At 73.9% G+C, this 15187-nt stretch carries 12 protein-coding genes; 10 read left to right on the top strand and 2 right to left on the bottom strand.

The features are described from left to right. Positions 1–41: 41 nt before the first annotated feature. On the top strand, positions 42–455 hold the full coding sequence (locus tag B5D66_RS04885; protein ID WP_078760381.1) for a hypothetical protein: 414 nt from the start codon (positions 42–44) through the stop codon (positions 453–455). A gap of 54 nt (positions 456–509) precedes the next feature. Here the strand turns inward: B5D66_RS04885 and B5D66_RS04880 are convergent, their stop codons facing one another. Next, positions 510–2486: a bifunctional copper resistance protein CopD/cytochrome c oxidase assembly protein gene (locus B5D66_RS04880; RefSeq protein ID WP_078760380.1), complete on the bottom strand. Its 1977-nt coding sequence runs from the start codon at positions 2484–2486 to the stop codon at positions 510–512. A 612-nt stretch (positions 2487–3098) separates the two neighbouring features. Here B5D66_RS04880 and B5D66_RS04870 point away from each other — a divergent pair. From B5D66_RS04870 to B5D66_RS04855, 4 genes are all read left to right on the top strand, one after another. After that, positions 3099–4394: an amidohydrolase family protein gene (locus B5D66_RS04870; RefSeq protein WP_078760378.1), complete on the top strand. Its 1296-nt coding sequence runs from the start codon at positions 3099–3101 to the stop codon at positions 4392–4394. A 124-nt stretch (positions 4395–4518) separates the two neighbouring features. Further along, on the top strand, positions 4519–5637 hold the full coding sequence (ald, locus tag B5D66_RS04865) for an alanine dehydrogenase (protein WP_078760377.1): 1119 nt from the start codon (positions 4519–4521) through the stop codon (positions 5635–5637). Positions 5638–5724: 87 nt separating this feature from the next. Continuing rightward, entirely contained in the window at positions 5725–6336 is a 612-nt protein-coding gene (locus B5D66_RS04860; RefSeq protein ID WP_078760376.1) for a class I SAM-dependent methyltransferase, read from the top strand. Positions 6337–6456: 120 nt separating this feature from the next. Beyond that, positions 6457–7578, top strand: coding sequence for an enolase C-terminal domain-like protein (locus tag B5D66_RS04855; RefSeq protein ID WP_078760375.1), 1122 nt, complete (start codon positions 6457–6459; stop codon positions 7576–7578). Between the two features lie 27 nt (positions 7579–7605). Here B5D66_RS04855 and B5D66_RS04850 read toward each other — a convergent pair whose 3' ends face one another. Continuing rightward, positions 7606–8700: an isopenicillin N synthase family dioxygenase gene (locus tag B5D66_RS04850; protein ID WP_078760374.1), complete on the bottom strand. Its 1095-nt coding sequence runs from the start codon at positions 8698–8700 to the stop codon at positions 7606–7608. Positions 8701–8965: 265 nt separating this feature from the next. Here B5D66_RS04850 and B5D66_RS04845 point away from each other — a divergent pair, with 265 nt between their 5' ends. The 5 genes from B5D66_RS04845 to B5D66_RS04825 all read left to right on the top strand — a co-directional run bounded on the left by B5D66_RS04845 (position 8966) and on the right by B5D66_RS04825 (position 15128). After that, positions 8966–11128: a phosphodiester glycosidase family protein gene (locus B5D66_RS04845; protein ID WP_159457215.1), complete on the top strand. Its 2163-nt coding sequence runs from the start codon at positions 8966–8968 to the stop codon at positions 11126–11128. A 73-nt stretch (positions 11129–11201) separates the two neighbouring features. Next, complete coding sequence (locus B5D66_RS04840; protein ID WP_078760372.1) at positions 11202–11573, top strand: hypothetical protein; 372 nt, start codon at positions 11202–11204, stop codon at positions 11571–11573. A 114-nt stretch (positions 11574–11687) separates the two neighbouring features. Beyond that, positions 11688–12143: a MaoC family dehydratase gene (locus B5D66_RS04835; RefSeq protein WP_078760371.1), complete on the top strand. Its 456-nt coding sequence runs from the start codon at positions 11688–11690 to the stop codon at positions 12141–12143. A gap of 73 nt (positions 12144–12216) precedes the next feature. After that, the gene (locus tag B5D66_RS04830) at positions 12217–13845 is read left to right on the top strand and encodes a DUF2397 domain-containing protein (protein WP_078760370.1); all 1629 of its coding nucleotides are present in this window, start codon (positions 12217–12219) and stop codon (positions 13843–13845) included. After that, the gene (locus B5D66_RS04825) at positions 13842–15128 is read left to right on the top strand and encodes a TIGR02678 family protein (RefSeq protein ID WP_078760369.1); all 1287 of its coding nucleotides are present in this window, start codon (positions 13842–13844) and stop codon (positions 15126–15128) included. The genes B5D66_RS04830 and B5D66_RS04825 overlap by 4 nt, the downstream gene beginning before the upstream one ends. The last annotated feature ends 59 nt before the right edge of the window (positions 15129–15187 follow it).

The raw sequence follows: 15187 nt of genomic DNA, 5'->3' as shown, positions 1-15187 counted from the left end.
CCCCGACCGGGGCATCGGGGCGACGGTGGGACAATGACCGGGTGAATTCGCTGGTCAACGTCGTCGTTTTCGGAATCGTCGGTGCCGTCGTGATGGCGGCGCTCCTCGGCTTGCTGCTGGTCTTCGCCGGACGCGCCAAGGGGACCGGCCCACGGGTGCTGTCGGGTGCCGTGTCGGTGGTGGTGCTCGTGGCCCTGCCCACCCTGGCCGTCCTGGCCCACCTGCGTGGTGGTGCCGGCCTCGGCGGGGCGTTCCTGGTCGCCCTCGGCGTGGTCGTGATCGTCTACGCGGCGAACGTGGCGCTGCTGCCCCTGGTCGCCCGCCGTGCCGCGGCGGACCGGGGTGACGCCCGCCTGCTCCGGCTGCGCCCCTCGCCGGCGATGCTCGCGGGAGGACTGGTGGTCTGCGCCCTGCTCGCCCTCGTCGGGACCGGCCTGGGCGCCCTTCTCAGCTGAGACAGCCTGCGAACGCGTGTGGGGCGGGGGCCCGGGCCCCCGCCCCACACGCGTTCAGCCCTGTTGTTCCCTGGAGCGGCGGTCCAACTGCTGGAGGTAGGCGTTGTAGGCGTCCATGTCGGCGTCGTCGGACCCGCCGCGACGGCTGTGCCGCTCGCGCCGCCGCTCCGTCCGCTCCTCGTCACGCGACCACTGCACGACCAGTGCGATGAGCACGATCGTCGTCGGGATCTCGCCGATCGCCCAGGCGATGCCCCCGCCGGTGTACTGGTCGTCCTCGACGCTCTCCAGCCACGGCACCTCGAAACGGCCGTAGTACTCCATCCCCAGCGGCGCGGACTGCATCATGATCGCGATGCCGAAGAAGGCGTGGAAGCCCATGACCAGCAACAGCAGCACGATGCGGAGCAGGTAGGGGTACTTCCGCGGGGCCGGGTCGACCCCGATCATGATCCAGTAGAACAGGAAGCCCGTGAGGAGGAAGTGCACGCCCATGAACAGGTGACCGAGGTGGTCGGACATGAGCGAGCCGAACAGAGGGGTGAAGTACAGCGCGTAGGTACTGCCCACGAACATCGGGACGGCGAACGCCGGATGGGTGACGAAGCGGGAGTAACGGCTGTGCAGGAACGCGGTGAGCCATTCGCGCGGTCCCCGGTCCCCTCGGCGCTTCGCCGGCTTGAGCGCCCGCAGCGCGAGCGTGGCCGGAGCGCCCAGCACCAGCAGGATCGGCGTCAGCATCGACAGCACCATGTGCTGCACCATGTGGGTGCTGAAGAGCACCATCGCGTAGGTGGCGACACCGGAGAGCTGGACCACCACGATCGTGAGCAGACCCGCGTACCAGGCGACGAGGCGCCCCCAGGGCCAGCGGTCGCCGCGGCGGCGCAGCCGTAGGACGGCCGCCGCGTACAGCCCGCCGAGCACGACCACGAGCAGGGCGAAGAACAGGTCCGGGCGCCACAGGGTCAACAGCGTCCAGGCGCTCTGCTCGGGAGGCATGCTGAAGCCCAGCAGTTCCCGGACCGGGTCGTAGGTGCCCTCCAGCGGCGGCGGCGGAGCGGTCCGGCTGAGGGCCGAGGCCAGTCCCATGGCCACCGACATGAGGACCACCTCGACCGCCGCGACCCGCGCGAACAGGGCCCGCCCGGCCCCCTCGGCGATGCGCGGCACGGTGCGGCGCCGATGCAGCCAGCCGAGGTAGCCCAAGACCAGGAAGACCACGGCCTTGGCCACCATGATCAACCCGTAGGAGGTGGTGAACAGGTCCGTGACGCTGTAGAGACGGCTGGCCGCGCTGGCCACGCCGCTGACCGCGACGCCGACGTAGGACCACAGGGCCAGCAGGCTGAAGCGCTCGGCGGCCGGGGCCAGGTGCTCGCCGTCGCGGCGCAGCGCGTGGTAGGTGAGCGCGGCGAGGCCGCCAACCCACACCGAGATGGCCACGACGTGCAGCGCCAGGCCGGTGACCGCGAGCTCGTGGTTGGGGGACGAGGAGGAGTGCCCCGTGAGCGCAGGGGGGACCGTGCCCACGAGCGTGAGGCCGAGCAGCCCCAGCGTGCCCGTCGCCGAGGCGACCGTGCGCCCCAGCAGCGCCACGGCCGTGGCGATCAGGATCACCAGCATCAGGGCGATGCCCTGGGCGACCGATCCCGCATAGCTGGTGAGCTGGTTGCCGATCACCTCCATCGGGGGCAGCCCGAGCAGATCGGAGAGCTGGAAGATCAGGGTGGCGGCCGCCGCGGCCGCCCAGACGAGGGCGGCCCACGAGGCCGCGCGGACGTACCCCTGGGCCTGGCCGCCGAGCACGCCCCGGTCGGAGGGGAGCAGGACCACGGCGAGCAGCAGCACCCCCAGCGTGAGCGCGGCCGTGACGTCCATGACCGTCTTGGAGATGGGAAGGCCCCATCGGGTCAGCATGCCGGCGTCCGGAAGGCCCGGGATGACCTGGGCGCGCACCGCCCCTCCGGCGACGAGGGCGATGATCAGGGCGATGAGGCAGGCCGCGGCGGAGGCTCCGCCCACGGCCATGGCGGTCGCGCCGCCTCTGCTCCGCTGGGTGTCAGTCTTGCGGATTCCCGGGGAAGCCACGCGCGCCGCTCCGTTGTCGTCGGGGGTCCTGCTGTCGGAGGCGGCGCCGCACCACCAGCGTGCCGATCACCGCGCCGACCACCAGACCGGCCCCTCCTTGGATCCAGGGGACCCAGGAGGCGAACGCGGCGGCCAAGTCGCTGAAGAGCACCTCTGAGAGATCCAGGGCGGACACCACCTCTGCTAAGGGTAAACGAACCGTTCGCCCCTCCTCACCCGGGTCGTGAGCAGGGGGAACGGGCACGAGAGGGTGACCCCGGCCACCCGTGCCGAGAGCCTAATCCCCCGGTGGCTCCTCCGGCGGGCAGGCGTCGCCGGTGTCCGCTCCCGGCCTGATTCCGCACCGGGGTGTGCCCCGCCGTCAGGGAGGCAGCCGGGGGATATCCGGGAAAAGCGGCGCGAAGGTGAGACGACCCGGCGAGAATCGGGAAGGCGCAGGCCGCTGGAGGTTCCCGGCGCCGGCGGGCAGGAGCCGGTGCCGGGGCGGCGCCCTGTCCGGGTACGGGTCCCACGGCGGATCCGTCCGTCCAGCACGTCAACGAAGGGGATCCGGTGCGCCGATTCGATCTCGTCATCCGTTCCCGCCTGGTCGTCACCCCCGAGGGCGCGGGCCCCGCGTCGGTGGCCGTCAGCCGGGGACGCATCAGGGCCGTCTGCGACTACGACACCCCCCTGGCGGCCGGCCGCGAGACCGATCTCGGCCACGTCGCGCTCCTGCCGGGGTGCGTCGACGTCGACGTGGCGGTGCAGGCCCCCGGCGACTCGGTGGCCGAGGCGTACGCGCGCACCACCCGGACCGCCGCCGAAGGCGGTGTCACCACCGTCGTCGTCGCCCCCGCCCCCGCCCGTCCGGCCATCACCACGGCCGACGCGCTCGCCACCCATGTGCGCGCGGCGGCCGGCAACAGCTGGACCCACGTGGCCTTCCTCGGCGGCGTGACCCCCCGCAGCACCCCCGCCGACCTCGCCGACCTGCGCGCGGCCGGCGTCACCGGGTTCGCCTGCTCGCTGTCGGACGGAGGCGCCCCCGACCTGGCACCACTGGACGACGTACGCCTGCGCAAGGCCATGGCGGGGCTGGCCGCGATGGGCGTCCCCCTGGTCGTGCACGCCGAGGACGCGGGCGAGCTGTCGAAGCCGTCCGGTTCCGGCAACAGCGCGCTCCTGGCGGCGCGGCCCTCGCGCGCGGAACGGCGCGGCCTGGAGCGGGTCATCGCCGCCGCGCGGGTGACCGGTGCCCGGGTGCACGTCGCGCCGTTCGTCGCGGCCGAGTGCGCGGCGATGCTGGCCGCCGCGCGTTCCATCGGGGTGGCGGTGAGCGCGCAGACCAGCCCGCACTACCTGTGCCTGCCCGCCGAGCAGGTGCCCGACGACGACCCCGCCTACCGCTGTCGCCCCCCGATCCGCTCCGACGCCAATCGGGGGGCGTTGTGGAGCGCGCTGCTCGACGGCTCCGGTGACATCGTCGGCGCGATCGGTTCCGGGCACCGGCCGGGAACCGGGATCGACGCCATCCGCTGGACGCTGCCGGCGATGTGGACCGCCGCCCGCCGGCGCGGCCTCGACCTCTCCGCGCTCGCCCGTTGGACCGCGGCGGGCCCCTCAGTGACGCTCGGGCTGTCCGCCAAGGGACGGATCGCCGTCGGCGCCGACGCCGACCTGGTGGCGTTCGACCCGTGGTCGATCCAGGAGGTCCCCCACGCCGACCCGAGCCCCTACGCCGGCCGGACGTTGCACGGCCGGGTCGAGGCGACCTGGGTACGGGGCCGGGTGCTGCCACGGGAGGCGGCGCGGCGCAACCTCTCCCCGGCACGGCACGGCGGCCTGCTGCTGCCGGCCGCCCGATAAGCGTCCCGCCTTTGACAGGATGTCAAGAAAATCCCCAATGGACATGCACCGTGGTCATGGCACGGGGTCTCGCGACATCGCACAGTGGGTAGGTATCACAGGCGATACGAGGAGGAGATGCACCGTGCGCATCGGTGTGCCCCGCGAGGTCAAAAACCACGAGTACCGGGTGGCCATCACCCCCGCCGGCGTCCACGAACTGGTCGGGCGGGGACACCAGGTCGTCATCGAGCGCGATGCCGGGGCCGGTTCGTCCATCTCCGACGACGAGTATGTCGCGGCCGGAGCCGCGATTGTCGACAACGCCGACGAGGTCTGGGCCGAGGGCGAGCTGATCCTCAAGGTCAAAGAGCCCGTGGCCGAGGAGTACCACCGGATGCGGCCGGGCCAGACCCTCTTCACCTACCTCCATCTGGCCGCCTCCCGCCCCTGTACCGACGCCCTGCTGGAGCGGGGGGTCACCGGAATCGCCTATGAGACCGTCCAGCTCCCCGACCGCTCGCTGCCGTTGCTGGCCCCGATGTCGGAGGTCGCGGGCCGGCTCGCGCCGCAGGTCGGCGCGGCCACGCTGCAGCGCCCCAACGGCGGGCGGGGGATGCTCATGGGCGGTGTGCCCGGCGTCCCCCCGTCGAGGGTCACCGTTCTGGGCGCCGGCGTGTCGGGGATGAGCGCCACCCGCATCGCGGTCGGCATGGGCGCCGACGTCACGCTGTTGGACCTGGACATCGACAAGCTGCGCCGGGCGGACGCGCTCTACCGGGGGCGGGTGCGCACCGTGACCTCCAACGCCTATGAGCTTGAGCGTGCCGTGGTCGAGTCCGATCTCGTCATCGGCGCGGTGCTGGTGCCCGGCGCGAAGGCCCCCAAGCTCGTGGGCAACGACCTGGTCGCGCGCATGCGTCCGGGGGCGGTGCTCGTCGACATCGCCATCGACCAGGGGGGCTGCTTCGCCGACAGCCGCCCCACCACCCATGACGATCCCACCTTCGCGGTCCACGACACCGTCTTCTACTGCGTGGCCAACATGCCGGGCGCGGTCCCCAACACCTCCACCCACGCCCTGACCAAGGACACCCTGCGTTACGCGGTGGCCCTGGCCGACAAGGGGTGGCGGCGGGCCCTGACGGAGGATCCGGCCCTCGCCCTGGGGTTGAACACCTTCGACGGCGAACTCACCAACGCGGCGGTCGCCCAGGCGCACGGACTGTCCTCGCGCGACGTCGCCGAGGTCCTCAAGGAGTGAAAGGTCCGCGCCCTTGCGCGGTACCACGCGGCGACAGGCGTGAACACCCTCCGTGACGGGAAGTCTCCCTGCTGGAGGAGAGACACCATGACGCATCGAGATCTCTGGACGGGTCAGCCCCCGGGGTCCAATCCGTTCGCGCTTCCCCGAGGACTGCCGGGGTTTCTCGCCGGAGTGGTGCTGGCCTGGACCAACCGGGCGCAAAACATCGAGATCGCCAATTCGCTGGGGGTGCGTCCGGGCGATCACGTCCTGGAGATCGGTACCGGCCCGGGTGTCCTGGTCCAGGCGCTGGCCCGGTCACCCGAGGTGACCGTCACCGGCATCGACCCCTCGCCGGAGATGGTGCGGATGGCGCTGCGTCGCAACGCCGCTGCGGTGCGGCGTGGCAGGGTGCGGCTGTACCGGGCCGACGCGGCCCACACCGGTGTCGCCAGCGGCGACGTCGACGTCGTCGTCTCGGTCAACACCGTCGCGATGTGGCCGGACCTGGACGCGGGCGTCGGCGAACTCCATCGCGTGCTGCGCCCCGGGGGCAGGGCCGTCTTGGCCTGGCATCACAGCGACACCCGCCTGGCGCTCAGCGACACGCAACTGGACCGTGTCGAGGCGGCGCTGCGCGATCGGTTCGGCGGCGCGCGGCGCGGCGAGTTGCGCATGGGGCTGATCTTCGCGGCGACCAAACGGGGGCGGGCGTGAACGCGAGCGATCCCACATCTGCGCTCGGACCGGTGGTCGGCCCGGGTCTGAGGGGATAACGTCGAGATGGGGCGTTCGTCGCGTCCCTGTCCGACATCGCTCCTGGGAGGCGGAACCCGCGTGTCACGCACCGAACCCGCGACGCTCACCCGCGTCGCGACGATCGACGCGACGCTGCTGCGGCTGCCTCTCGTCCAGCCCAAGCCCCGTAACCGGGGCGTGGGCGAGCGGCCCCGCTACGCCGATCACGTCCTGGTCCGGGTCGCCGACGCCTCCGGCGTCACCGGGTGGGGCGAGATCCCCGGATCGGCCGGGTGGCGGGCGTTGGTCGAGGAGTTCGCCCCCGCGCTGCTGCGCCACTCCTGGCAGCGTCCCACCGATGTCGAGCACGCGTGGGCGGGCCTGCCGGCCGATCCCGCGGTGCGGTGCGGCCTGGACGTGGCCTGCTGGGACCTGTGGAGCCGGCAACGCGACACACCGCTCTCCCACGCGCTCGGTGGTACCCGCACCGCCGTGACCGCCGGGGTCACCTTGGCCCGGCAGCCGTCCCTCGAAGCTCTGGTGCACGAGGTGAACCGGCAGGTCGGCAGTGGTTTCAAGCGCATCAGGCTCGAAATCGAACCGGGCTGGGACATCGAGGTGGTGCGGGCGGTGCAGGCGGCCTTCCCCTACCTGGCGTTGCAGGTCGACGCCGGTGGCCGCTACAGCGAGGATCCCGACCACCTCGCGACGCTGCGCGCCCTGGACGACTACGGGCTCCTCGCCGTCGAGCAGCCGTTCGCCTCCGATGATCTGGCCGCCCACGCCCGGCTGCGCCGGGACCTGCGCACCCCCGTCGCCATCCGCTGCCCCGCCGGTTCACTGGACCGCCTCGACGAGGCGATCCGGACCGAGGCCGCGAGCGCGCTCCACCTGAGCATGTCCGCCATGGGCGGGCTCACCCCCGCGCGGCGGGCCCACGACCGCGCGGTGGACGCCGGCTGGCAGGTGTGGTGCGGCAGCGACCACGAGACCGGGGTGGGGCGGGCCGCCATCGTCGCGCTGGCGTCGCTGCGCGGGGTGACCCTGCCCACCGAGATGCCGGGGGCCGGGGGGCGTTTCTCGCGTGACGTGGTGACACCACCGGTCCGGGCCCATGACGGCATCGTTCCGGTTCCGTTGACCCGTCCCGGCCTGGGCCACGAGGTGGACCCCGGCGCGATCCGCGCCATGGCCGTCACGAGCCTGACCCTCACCGGCTGAGGACGGCGCGCCGGCTCCCCTCCCCGTTCAGCGGGTCGGCAGCCGGCCTCCCTCGACCGCTCGGGCGCGCGCCGTCCTGCGGGAGAAGGACGGCGGTCCCGCCAGGGGGGACGTCGGAGGGACCGGCGGGGCCTGTCCCCGCTTCTCTGCGAGGTGCGCCGCGATCGTCACCGGCCCATAGCGCGCGGGATTGGCGCGTTCGACGCAGGTGGGCACCGGGGTGACCAGGGCGTCGAAGTCGCCGTGGTGGAAGAAGGCCGCCGCCCGGCGCCGCCCGGACGTGCCGGCCGTCCCCGGCGGCAGGACGCGGTGCACCGGCGAGGTCCAGCGGTCGTTGGTCCAGCGCGCCAGGAGGTCTCCGACCCCCACGAGCAGGGTGCCGGGACGGGGCAGGACGTCGTGCCAGTCACCGGCGCGGTCGCGCGCCTGCAACCGTCCGCCTCCCTCGGCCCACAGCAAGGTGAGGATCCCGAAGTCGGTGTGTCCGGGAGGCACTGTTCCGGGGCCGGTCGGGGATTCCTCGGCCGACGACGCCGCCGGGTGCTCGTACAGTCGCAGCACGTCCAGCGAGTGCCCGCTGTAGGTGAGGAAGAAGGCGTCGGGCAGGTCCAGGGCGACCGCGAACACCTCGGTGAGGCGACGCGCGAGCCGGCTGGCCTCGGTGAACCACGCCATCGTCCGGGGCTCGACCCCGGGCAGCCCAGGCGGCCAGACGTTGGCCGGGTACAGGTCGTCGGGCAGTGCCCGGTCGGGGTGGTCGGCCGCCTGGGTACCGATGGTGAAGGTCCGCGCGGTCCCGTCGGGCTCGGCCGGCCCGTGGCTCACCCAACCGCCTTCGGGGCGGCCGTAGCCCCGTCCCGTTCCCGGCGCGGGAGGCAGAGACGTGTCGGGGTCGGTCGAGGACGGCCGGTCGAAGAGCGCGTCCATCGCCTCGGCCAGCCCTTGGAACGTCTCGGGCCGGATTCCGTGCCCGGTGATCTGCATGAAACCGCTTCTGCGCGCCGCACCGTCGGCGCGGGCGGCGATGGCCGCCCGGCGCCGCACGGAGCCGCCTTCCCAGCCCGTCAGGTCGACGACGGGGACGTGGAGGGGGCGTCCGGTCGCCCCGGCCGCACGGACCATGGTGCTCCTCGCTCTCTTCGCGGCCCGCCACGACCCGTGGGCGGGACGGGCCCGACCCTGGCGACTCTAGGCAGGCGGTGTTGCCCACAGGTCAACGCGCGCAACGTCGACGTTAATCGGACGTACACGTATGCTCACTCAGAGTGAGTGAGCGTGGCGCGGGATGGCGCCCCAGGGGAACGGACGGCCACGTTCCGCCCTGGCGGCGGCCGGGCCGGCCGCTCCCCCGCTGATGTCCGCCCCCATGGCCGGAACGGAGGTCCGTGTGTCCGTGCGCGCGTCCCTGTGCCTCGCCGTCGCCCTCCTGTCTCCGGCGGCCCTGCTCGCCCCCGTCGCCCCGGCCATGGCGGCCCCGGTCGAGACGGTGCGCCGACAACCCGTCGCTCCCGGGGTGGAGCTGGTCTCCAGCGAGGTCGGTTCCGGCGCGCACCGCCAACGCTTCACCATGCTGCGCGTGGACCTGTCCGCCGGCCCCCGCCTGGGCTACCTGGACGGGGGCCGGGTGGCGGGAACCGGCTCGTTGCACGCGCGGGCGACGGCGGCCGGTGCGGTCGCCGCCGTCAACGGGGACTTCTTCGACATCGGCGGCTCCGACGCCCCTCTCGGCGCGGCCGCGCGCGGGGGCGAGGTGGTCAAGTCCCCCTCCCCCGGACACGGCCACGCCGTTCTGGTCGCGCCGGAGGGCCGTGGCCGGATCGGCCCGGTCTCCTTCTCCGGCGCGGCCGTGTCGTCCTCGACGGCCCTGGGAGTGGATCGGCTCAACGCCCACGAGATCCCGGTGGACGGACTGGGGGTCTTCACCCCGGCCTGGGGCGAGCACCCGCGCGGTGACACGGTGCCGGGGGCCGGGCGGGTCCGCGAGGTGCTGGTCGAGGACGGCGTGGTGACCCATAGCGGCGAGGCGGCCGGCGCGGGGACGGTGCCGGAGGGGGGCACCGTCCTCCTGGGCCGCGGGGAGGCTGCCGACCGCCTCGGCGGCCTGCGGCCGGGGGACCGGGTCGAGGTCGACTACACGCTGACGGCCGAGGGGGTCCGCCCCCACCTGGCGATCGGCGGGCGGCACGTGCTGCTGCGCGACGGCGTGGTCGCCGACATCGCCGACACCTCGCGGCATCCGCGCACCGCGATCGGCTTCTCCGCCGACGGCAGGCGGATGTATGCGATCGTGGCCGACGGCCGCTACACCGGTAGCCCCGGCGCGACCCTGCGGGAGATGGGCGAACGGATGCGGGCCGCCGGCGCCGACGACGCCCTGGAGCTCGACGGTGGCGGCTCCGCCGCGCTGCTCGCGCGTTCCCCCGGCGACACCGGCCTGCGCCGGCACAACCGCACCGGCGAGGAAGAGCGTCCGGTCCCCAACGGCCTGGCCGTCCACGCTCCTCGGGGCGATGGCCGGGCGAGCGGCCTGTGGGTGCGCCCGCGCATCGACCCGTTGGTGCCGGCGCGGACCGGCGCCCCCGTCCACGCCGACCCCCACCGGGTCTTCTCCGGGCTTCTCCGGCGCCTGGAGGCCGTTCCCCACGACGCGGCCTACGGGCCGGTGGAAGCGGCGGGACGGCGCCCCGCCACGGAGTGGGACGCGACGTCGGGAAGGGTTTCGGCGGGCGCGTTCACCGCGGGGCCGCCGGGGAGCGCGCGTGTCAGCGCCCGCGCGGCGGGGGTCGAGGGCGCGGTGACGCTGGAGGTGCTTCCTCCCCCGCAACTGCTGGAGGCGGCACCGGCGTCGCTGGCGCTGCCCGATCCCGCGAATCCGGCGGTGCTCGCCCTCACCGGCGTGGCGCCCGACGGGACCCGGGCGCCGATCGAGCCCGAGGACGTCACCGTCGATGTCGATCCGGAACTGCTCCGCGTCGTTTCACGCGCGGACGGGACCTTCGCCGTCACGGCGACCGTCGCGGCGGCAACGACCTCCATCGGGTTCGAGGCGGCCGGACGACGGGTGAGCGTGCCGGTGCGGGTGGGAACGACCGAGCGGGAGCTCGCCTCCTTCGACGACGCGGCGTCGTGGTCGGCCGAGGCCGTGCGCGCCACGGCGTCGGTGGCGGCGGTCGCGGGCCGTGACGGTACGGGGCTGGCCCTGGACTACGACTTCACGGGTTCCACCGGGACCCGCGCGGCCTACGCGCTGGCGCCCTCACCCCTGCCCCTGGGAGGCCACGCCACCCGCCTGTGGGCGTGGGTGCGGGGGGACGGGATGGGCGCGCGTCTGGCGGCGACGGTGATCGGCGCGGATGGGCGGCGGGTGTCCCTGCATGGGCCCACGGTCGACTGGACGGGGTGGCGCCGGGCCGAGATCCCGGTCGGTGACGCCGTGGCGCACCCGGCCGAGGTCGAGCGGCTCTACCTGGTGGAGACACGGTCGGCCATCGGCTATCGGGGCGGGGTCGTGCTGGACGGGCTGGGCGCGACGGTCACTTTGGGTGAATGACCCGGCACTCTTGCCGCCGTTGCGGACTTTCCGGGATGATCGGGGCCCAGAGCACTCGATAGGGAGGCCCTCGGTGGCGCTGTACGAGGTTCACGCCCGCAAGTGGGAGAACGGGTGGGAGCTACGGGTGGACGGGGTGGGGGTCACGTGGTCGCCCACGCTGGCCGACGCCGAGTCCCGGGCCCGCGAGTACATCGCGGGCCAGGCCGAGTTGGCGGAGGAGCAGGTGCACATCGATCTGCTTCCCCGGGTCAGCGACGAGCTCGACCGGTTGGCGCTTGAGGCGCGCCGGGCCCTGCACGAGGCCGACGAGGCGTTACGCGGTGCGACGGCCAAGACCCGGCAGGCGGTGGCCGGGCTGACCGCCGCCGGGCTCACCCTGGTCGACATCTCGCACTATCTGGGGCTGTCCCCGCAACGCATCACCCAGCTCACCGGGTCCTGACGGCGCTGTCGGGGACGCGGCCTTCCCTACGTGGCGCCCGACACAAACCGGTCAGTCGGTATGGGGTAAGGTCGGTCCAGATCCCCGGCCACGGCCCGAAGGAGTGCAAGGCCCATGCGCAGGTTCACCGACGTCACCGCCCTGGCCGCCGCCCGTGGCCAGCACCTCGGATACAGCGACTGGCACGTCGTCACCCAGGAACGGATCGACGCCTTCGCCGAGGCCACCGGAGACCACCAGTGGATCCACGTGGATCCCGAACGCGCGGCGCGCGGCCCCTTCGGAAGCACGATCGCCCACGGCTTCCTGTCCCTGTCCCTGCTGCCGATGTTCGGACCGGAGGTCTACGAGCTGGACACTCCTCCCACCATGGGCGTCAACTACGGCCTGAACAAGGTGCGTTTCCTTCAGCCCGTCACGGTGGGATCGCGCGTCCGCGACGGCATCGAACTGACCGAGGTCAAGGAGACCGACAAGGGACTGCTGTTGACCATGCGGCACGAGGTCCAGATCGAGGGCGTGGAGCGTCCCGCCCTGGTCGCCGAGACCCTGACACTGCTGGTCCCCTGAGCCTCGGCCGCCCCGGCCCGTCCCGGCCGAACGGCCTCGGCCGGGACGTCGAGGGACTAAGTTGGGGCAGGCCATGCCTACCGAAGCCGACGACATCCCGCACGCGCACCCCTCGGTCCCGCGGGAGGAACCCCCCTCGCCCCCTCCCCCGGCCGGTGACCTGTCCCGCCTGCGGCTCTACGCCTACCTCAGCGCGCCCGAGCGCCGTACCTACCTCGCCATCATGCGGTTGTTCACCTCGACCCTGCTGGCCGACCTGGGGGCCGGGGAGGTCGCGGCCGCGCTGGTGGAGGCCGAACGGCGTGGCGAGATCGACCCCGGCGAGGCCGCCCCCGACACCGTCGTCGACCGCCTGGAGCAGCTGGCCCGCTGGGGCAACCTCCTCCCCGGCCGCCGCGAGCCGGCCGCGACCATCGCCGAGTTCACCCGTAGCCGCGTCCGCTACCAGGTGGCCAAGCTCGCCATGCGCGTACAGCGCGAGGTCGATGAGATGCTCGACGTCGCCGAGGGCGCGCGCGAGGTGTCGCGGGAACTGCTCCCGGCGATCGAGGAAGGGCTCGCCGCGATCCGCCGTACGCTCGGGGAGGTGCTCACCGCCGAGCGCGGCCCGGCGCCCACCGTGTCGCGGACGCTGCGGGAGCGACTGGCCCAGCAGGTCACCACCCTGTTCCTGCAACACGACGAGTTCGCCGCGGCGGTCCGCGACTTCTACGCCTACCTCGGCTCGGTCATCGCCCGCTACGACCTCGACCCCGCCGAGACATCGGGGTTCAAGCACATGCTGCTGGAGTACGTGGAGCTGATCGTCAAGGACGTCCTGCGCCACTCCGCGCCGATCACCGCCCACCTGACCGCCCTGAACCGGCAGCGGGCCTCCCTGCTCGACCTGCTCGGCGGAGGCCCCGGCGACCTCACCCCGCGCGCCACCCGTGCCGGGCAGACCGAGTTGCTGGAGCGCGCGCCGGGTCGCCGCGAGGCCGACTGGGACGGGTTGACCGACTGGTTCGTGGGCCGGCCGGGCCGCCCCTCCGAGGTCGACGGGCTGCGCGAGGCGACCAGCCGGGCCATCACCGCGCTGCTCACCAACGTCAAGCGGATCACCGGGGCCGGCGGCGTCGATCCCGGCCGGCGACGGGACCTGCTCACCCTGGCCCGTTGGTTCGACGCCTCCTCCCCCGAACAGGCGCACGACCTGTACGCGGCGGCGTTCGGGCTCTTCTCCTCCCGCCATCTGGGCCTCGCCGGGGAGGACGACACCCCGGCCCCCGACCTGTCCTGGCGGGAGGGCCCCCGCGTGCCGGTCGAGGTGAACCTGCGCACCCGCGCCGAGCGCCCGCCCGCGGGGCGGGTCCCACGGGTGAGCGACGATCCGCTGGGGCGCGCCGCCCTGCTCGCCGAGGCGGCCCGGCGGGAACAACGGCACGCCGCCGCCGTCGGCGAGCTGGCCGCGGCCGCCCACGACCTCGCCGGGGCCCGGCTGTCGGGGCCGGCGCTGGAGCTGCTGTGCGAGCTGTTGGCGCTGGCCGGAGACGGCCGCGACGGCCCCGCCGAACAGGGCGCGGCCGGCGATCCGGTGAGCGGATTGACGCTGACCCTGCTGCCCCGCCCGCAGGGACACGTCACCCGCGTGGGATCGGTCCTGGGAACGTTGGAGCTGCACGGGGTGGACGTGCGCCTGGACGTCACGGCGGCGATCCGATGAGCCCCCGCTCCACCCTGGCCCCGGCCGAGACCGCCGCGTTGGACGGCCTGGACGCGATCGAGGCGGCCCAGGTGCGCAGGTGCGCGCGGGTGCTGCTGCGGCGGCCCCTGCTTCGCGCGGAGGGACCCGACGGCGAGGCGCTGGGCACGGTGCGCCGCTACGCCGACCGGTTACAGACCCTGTTCACCGCCTACCTCGGCTACCGGTTGGTGGTCGAACCGTCCTTCGCCCGGTTGTACAAGACCGGGCGCCGACCCGACGGCGTGCGCGGCGCGCGCAAACCCAACGGGGCGCCCCTCACGCCGCGCGCCTACGCCTACCTGGCGCTGGTGCTGGCGGTGCTCACCGGCGGCAGCGGCCAGCTCCTGCTGTCGGGGCTGGTCGCCGACGTGCGGGCGGCCGGCGCCGAGGCCGGCCTGGACCTGGGCACCGGGATCGTCGACCGTCGGGCGCTCGCCGCGGCGCTGCGTCACCTGGTCGACCTGGGGGTGCTCACCGAGACCGACGGCAGCGTCGCGCCGTGGGCCGACGACGCCGCCCGGGAGGCGCTCCTCACCGTCGACGTGGAACTGCTGGCCCACCTCGTGGCCGTCCCCCTGTCCCGGGTCGCCTCACCGGAGGCCCTGGCCCACGCGGGCGCGGAGTCCGCCGACGTCCGTCACCGGGTACGCCGCCGGCTGGTCGAGGACCCCGTGGTGGCGCGTTCGTCGCTGACCCCCGAGGAACGGGACTGGCTACGCACCCACCTGCGTTCCGAGGCGCGCCTGCTGGAGGAGCTGACGGGCATGCGGCTGGAGGCGCGCGCGGAGGGCGTGCTCGCGGTCGATCCCGACGGCTACCTCACCGACCGGGCCTTTCCCGGCGGGGGCACCTTCGCCCGCATCGCCCTGTTGGCGGCGGCCGAGCTGGTGGAGGAGGGGTCCCGCCCCGGCATCGACCACGGCGAGGAATCCCCGGGGCGGGGCGGGGAGGTGGACCGTGACGGCGTGGCCGTGACGCGCGAGCGGTTCGACGCGGTGGTCGCCGATCTGGCGGCGCGCCATCCACGGGCCTGGTCCAAGGACGCCGTCCGCGACACCGACCGGCTCGCCTCCTCGGTGCTGGAGACCCTGACCGAGGTCGGGTTGGCCGTGTCGCTTCCCGGCGGGCTCGTCGTGGTCAGCGCGGCGGCCGGGCGTTACCTCCCGATGCCCGACGCCGAAGAGGCGGCCCCCGCGCCCGACGCCGTCGCGCTCCCCGACCCGGGAGCAGCCGACGGCCAAGAACAGCTCTTCGCCCTGTGAGCGGGGCGCCGGCCGACCGGCGCCCCCGCGGGGCCTCGCCCCCATCCCTTTTCCGAGAG

This window comes from Marinactinospora thermotolerans DSM 45154, from assembly GCF_900167435.1.
Lineage (GTDB): Bacteria > Actinomycetota > Actinomycetes > Streptosporangiales > Streptosporangiaceae > Marinactinospora > Marinactinospora thermotolerans.
Note: the sequence above shows the minus strand (reverse complement) of the source record. Positions and strands in the feature narration are given on the sequence as shown.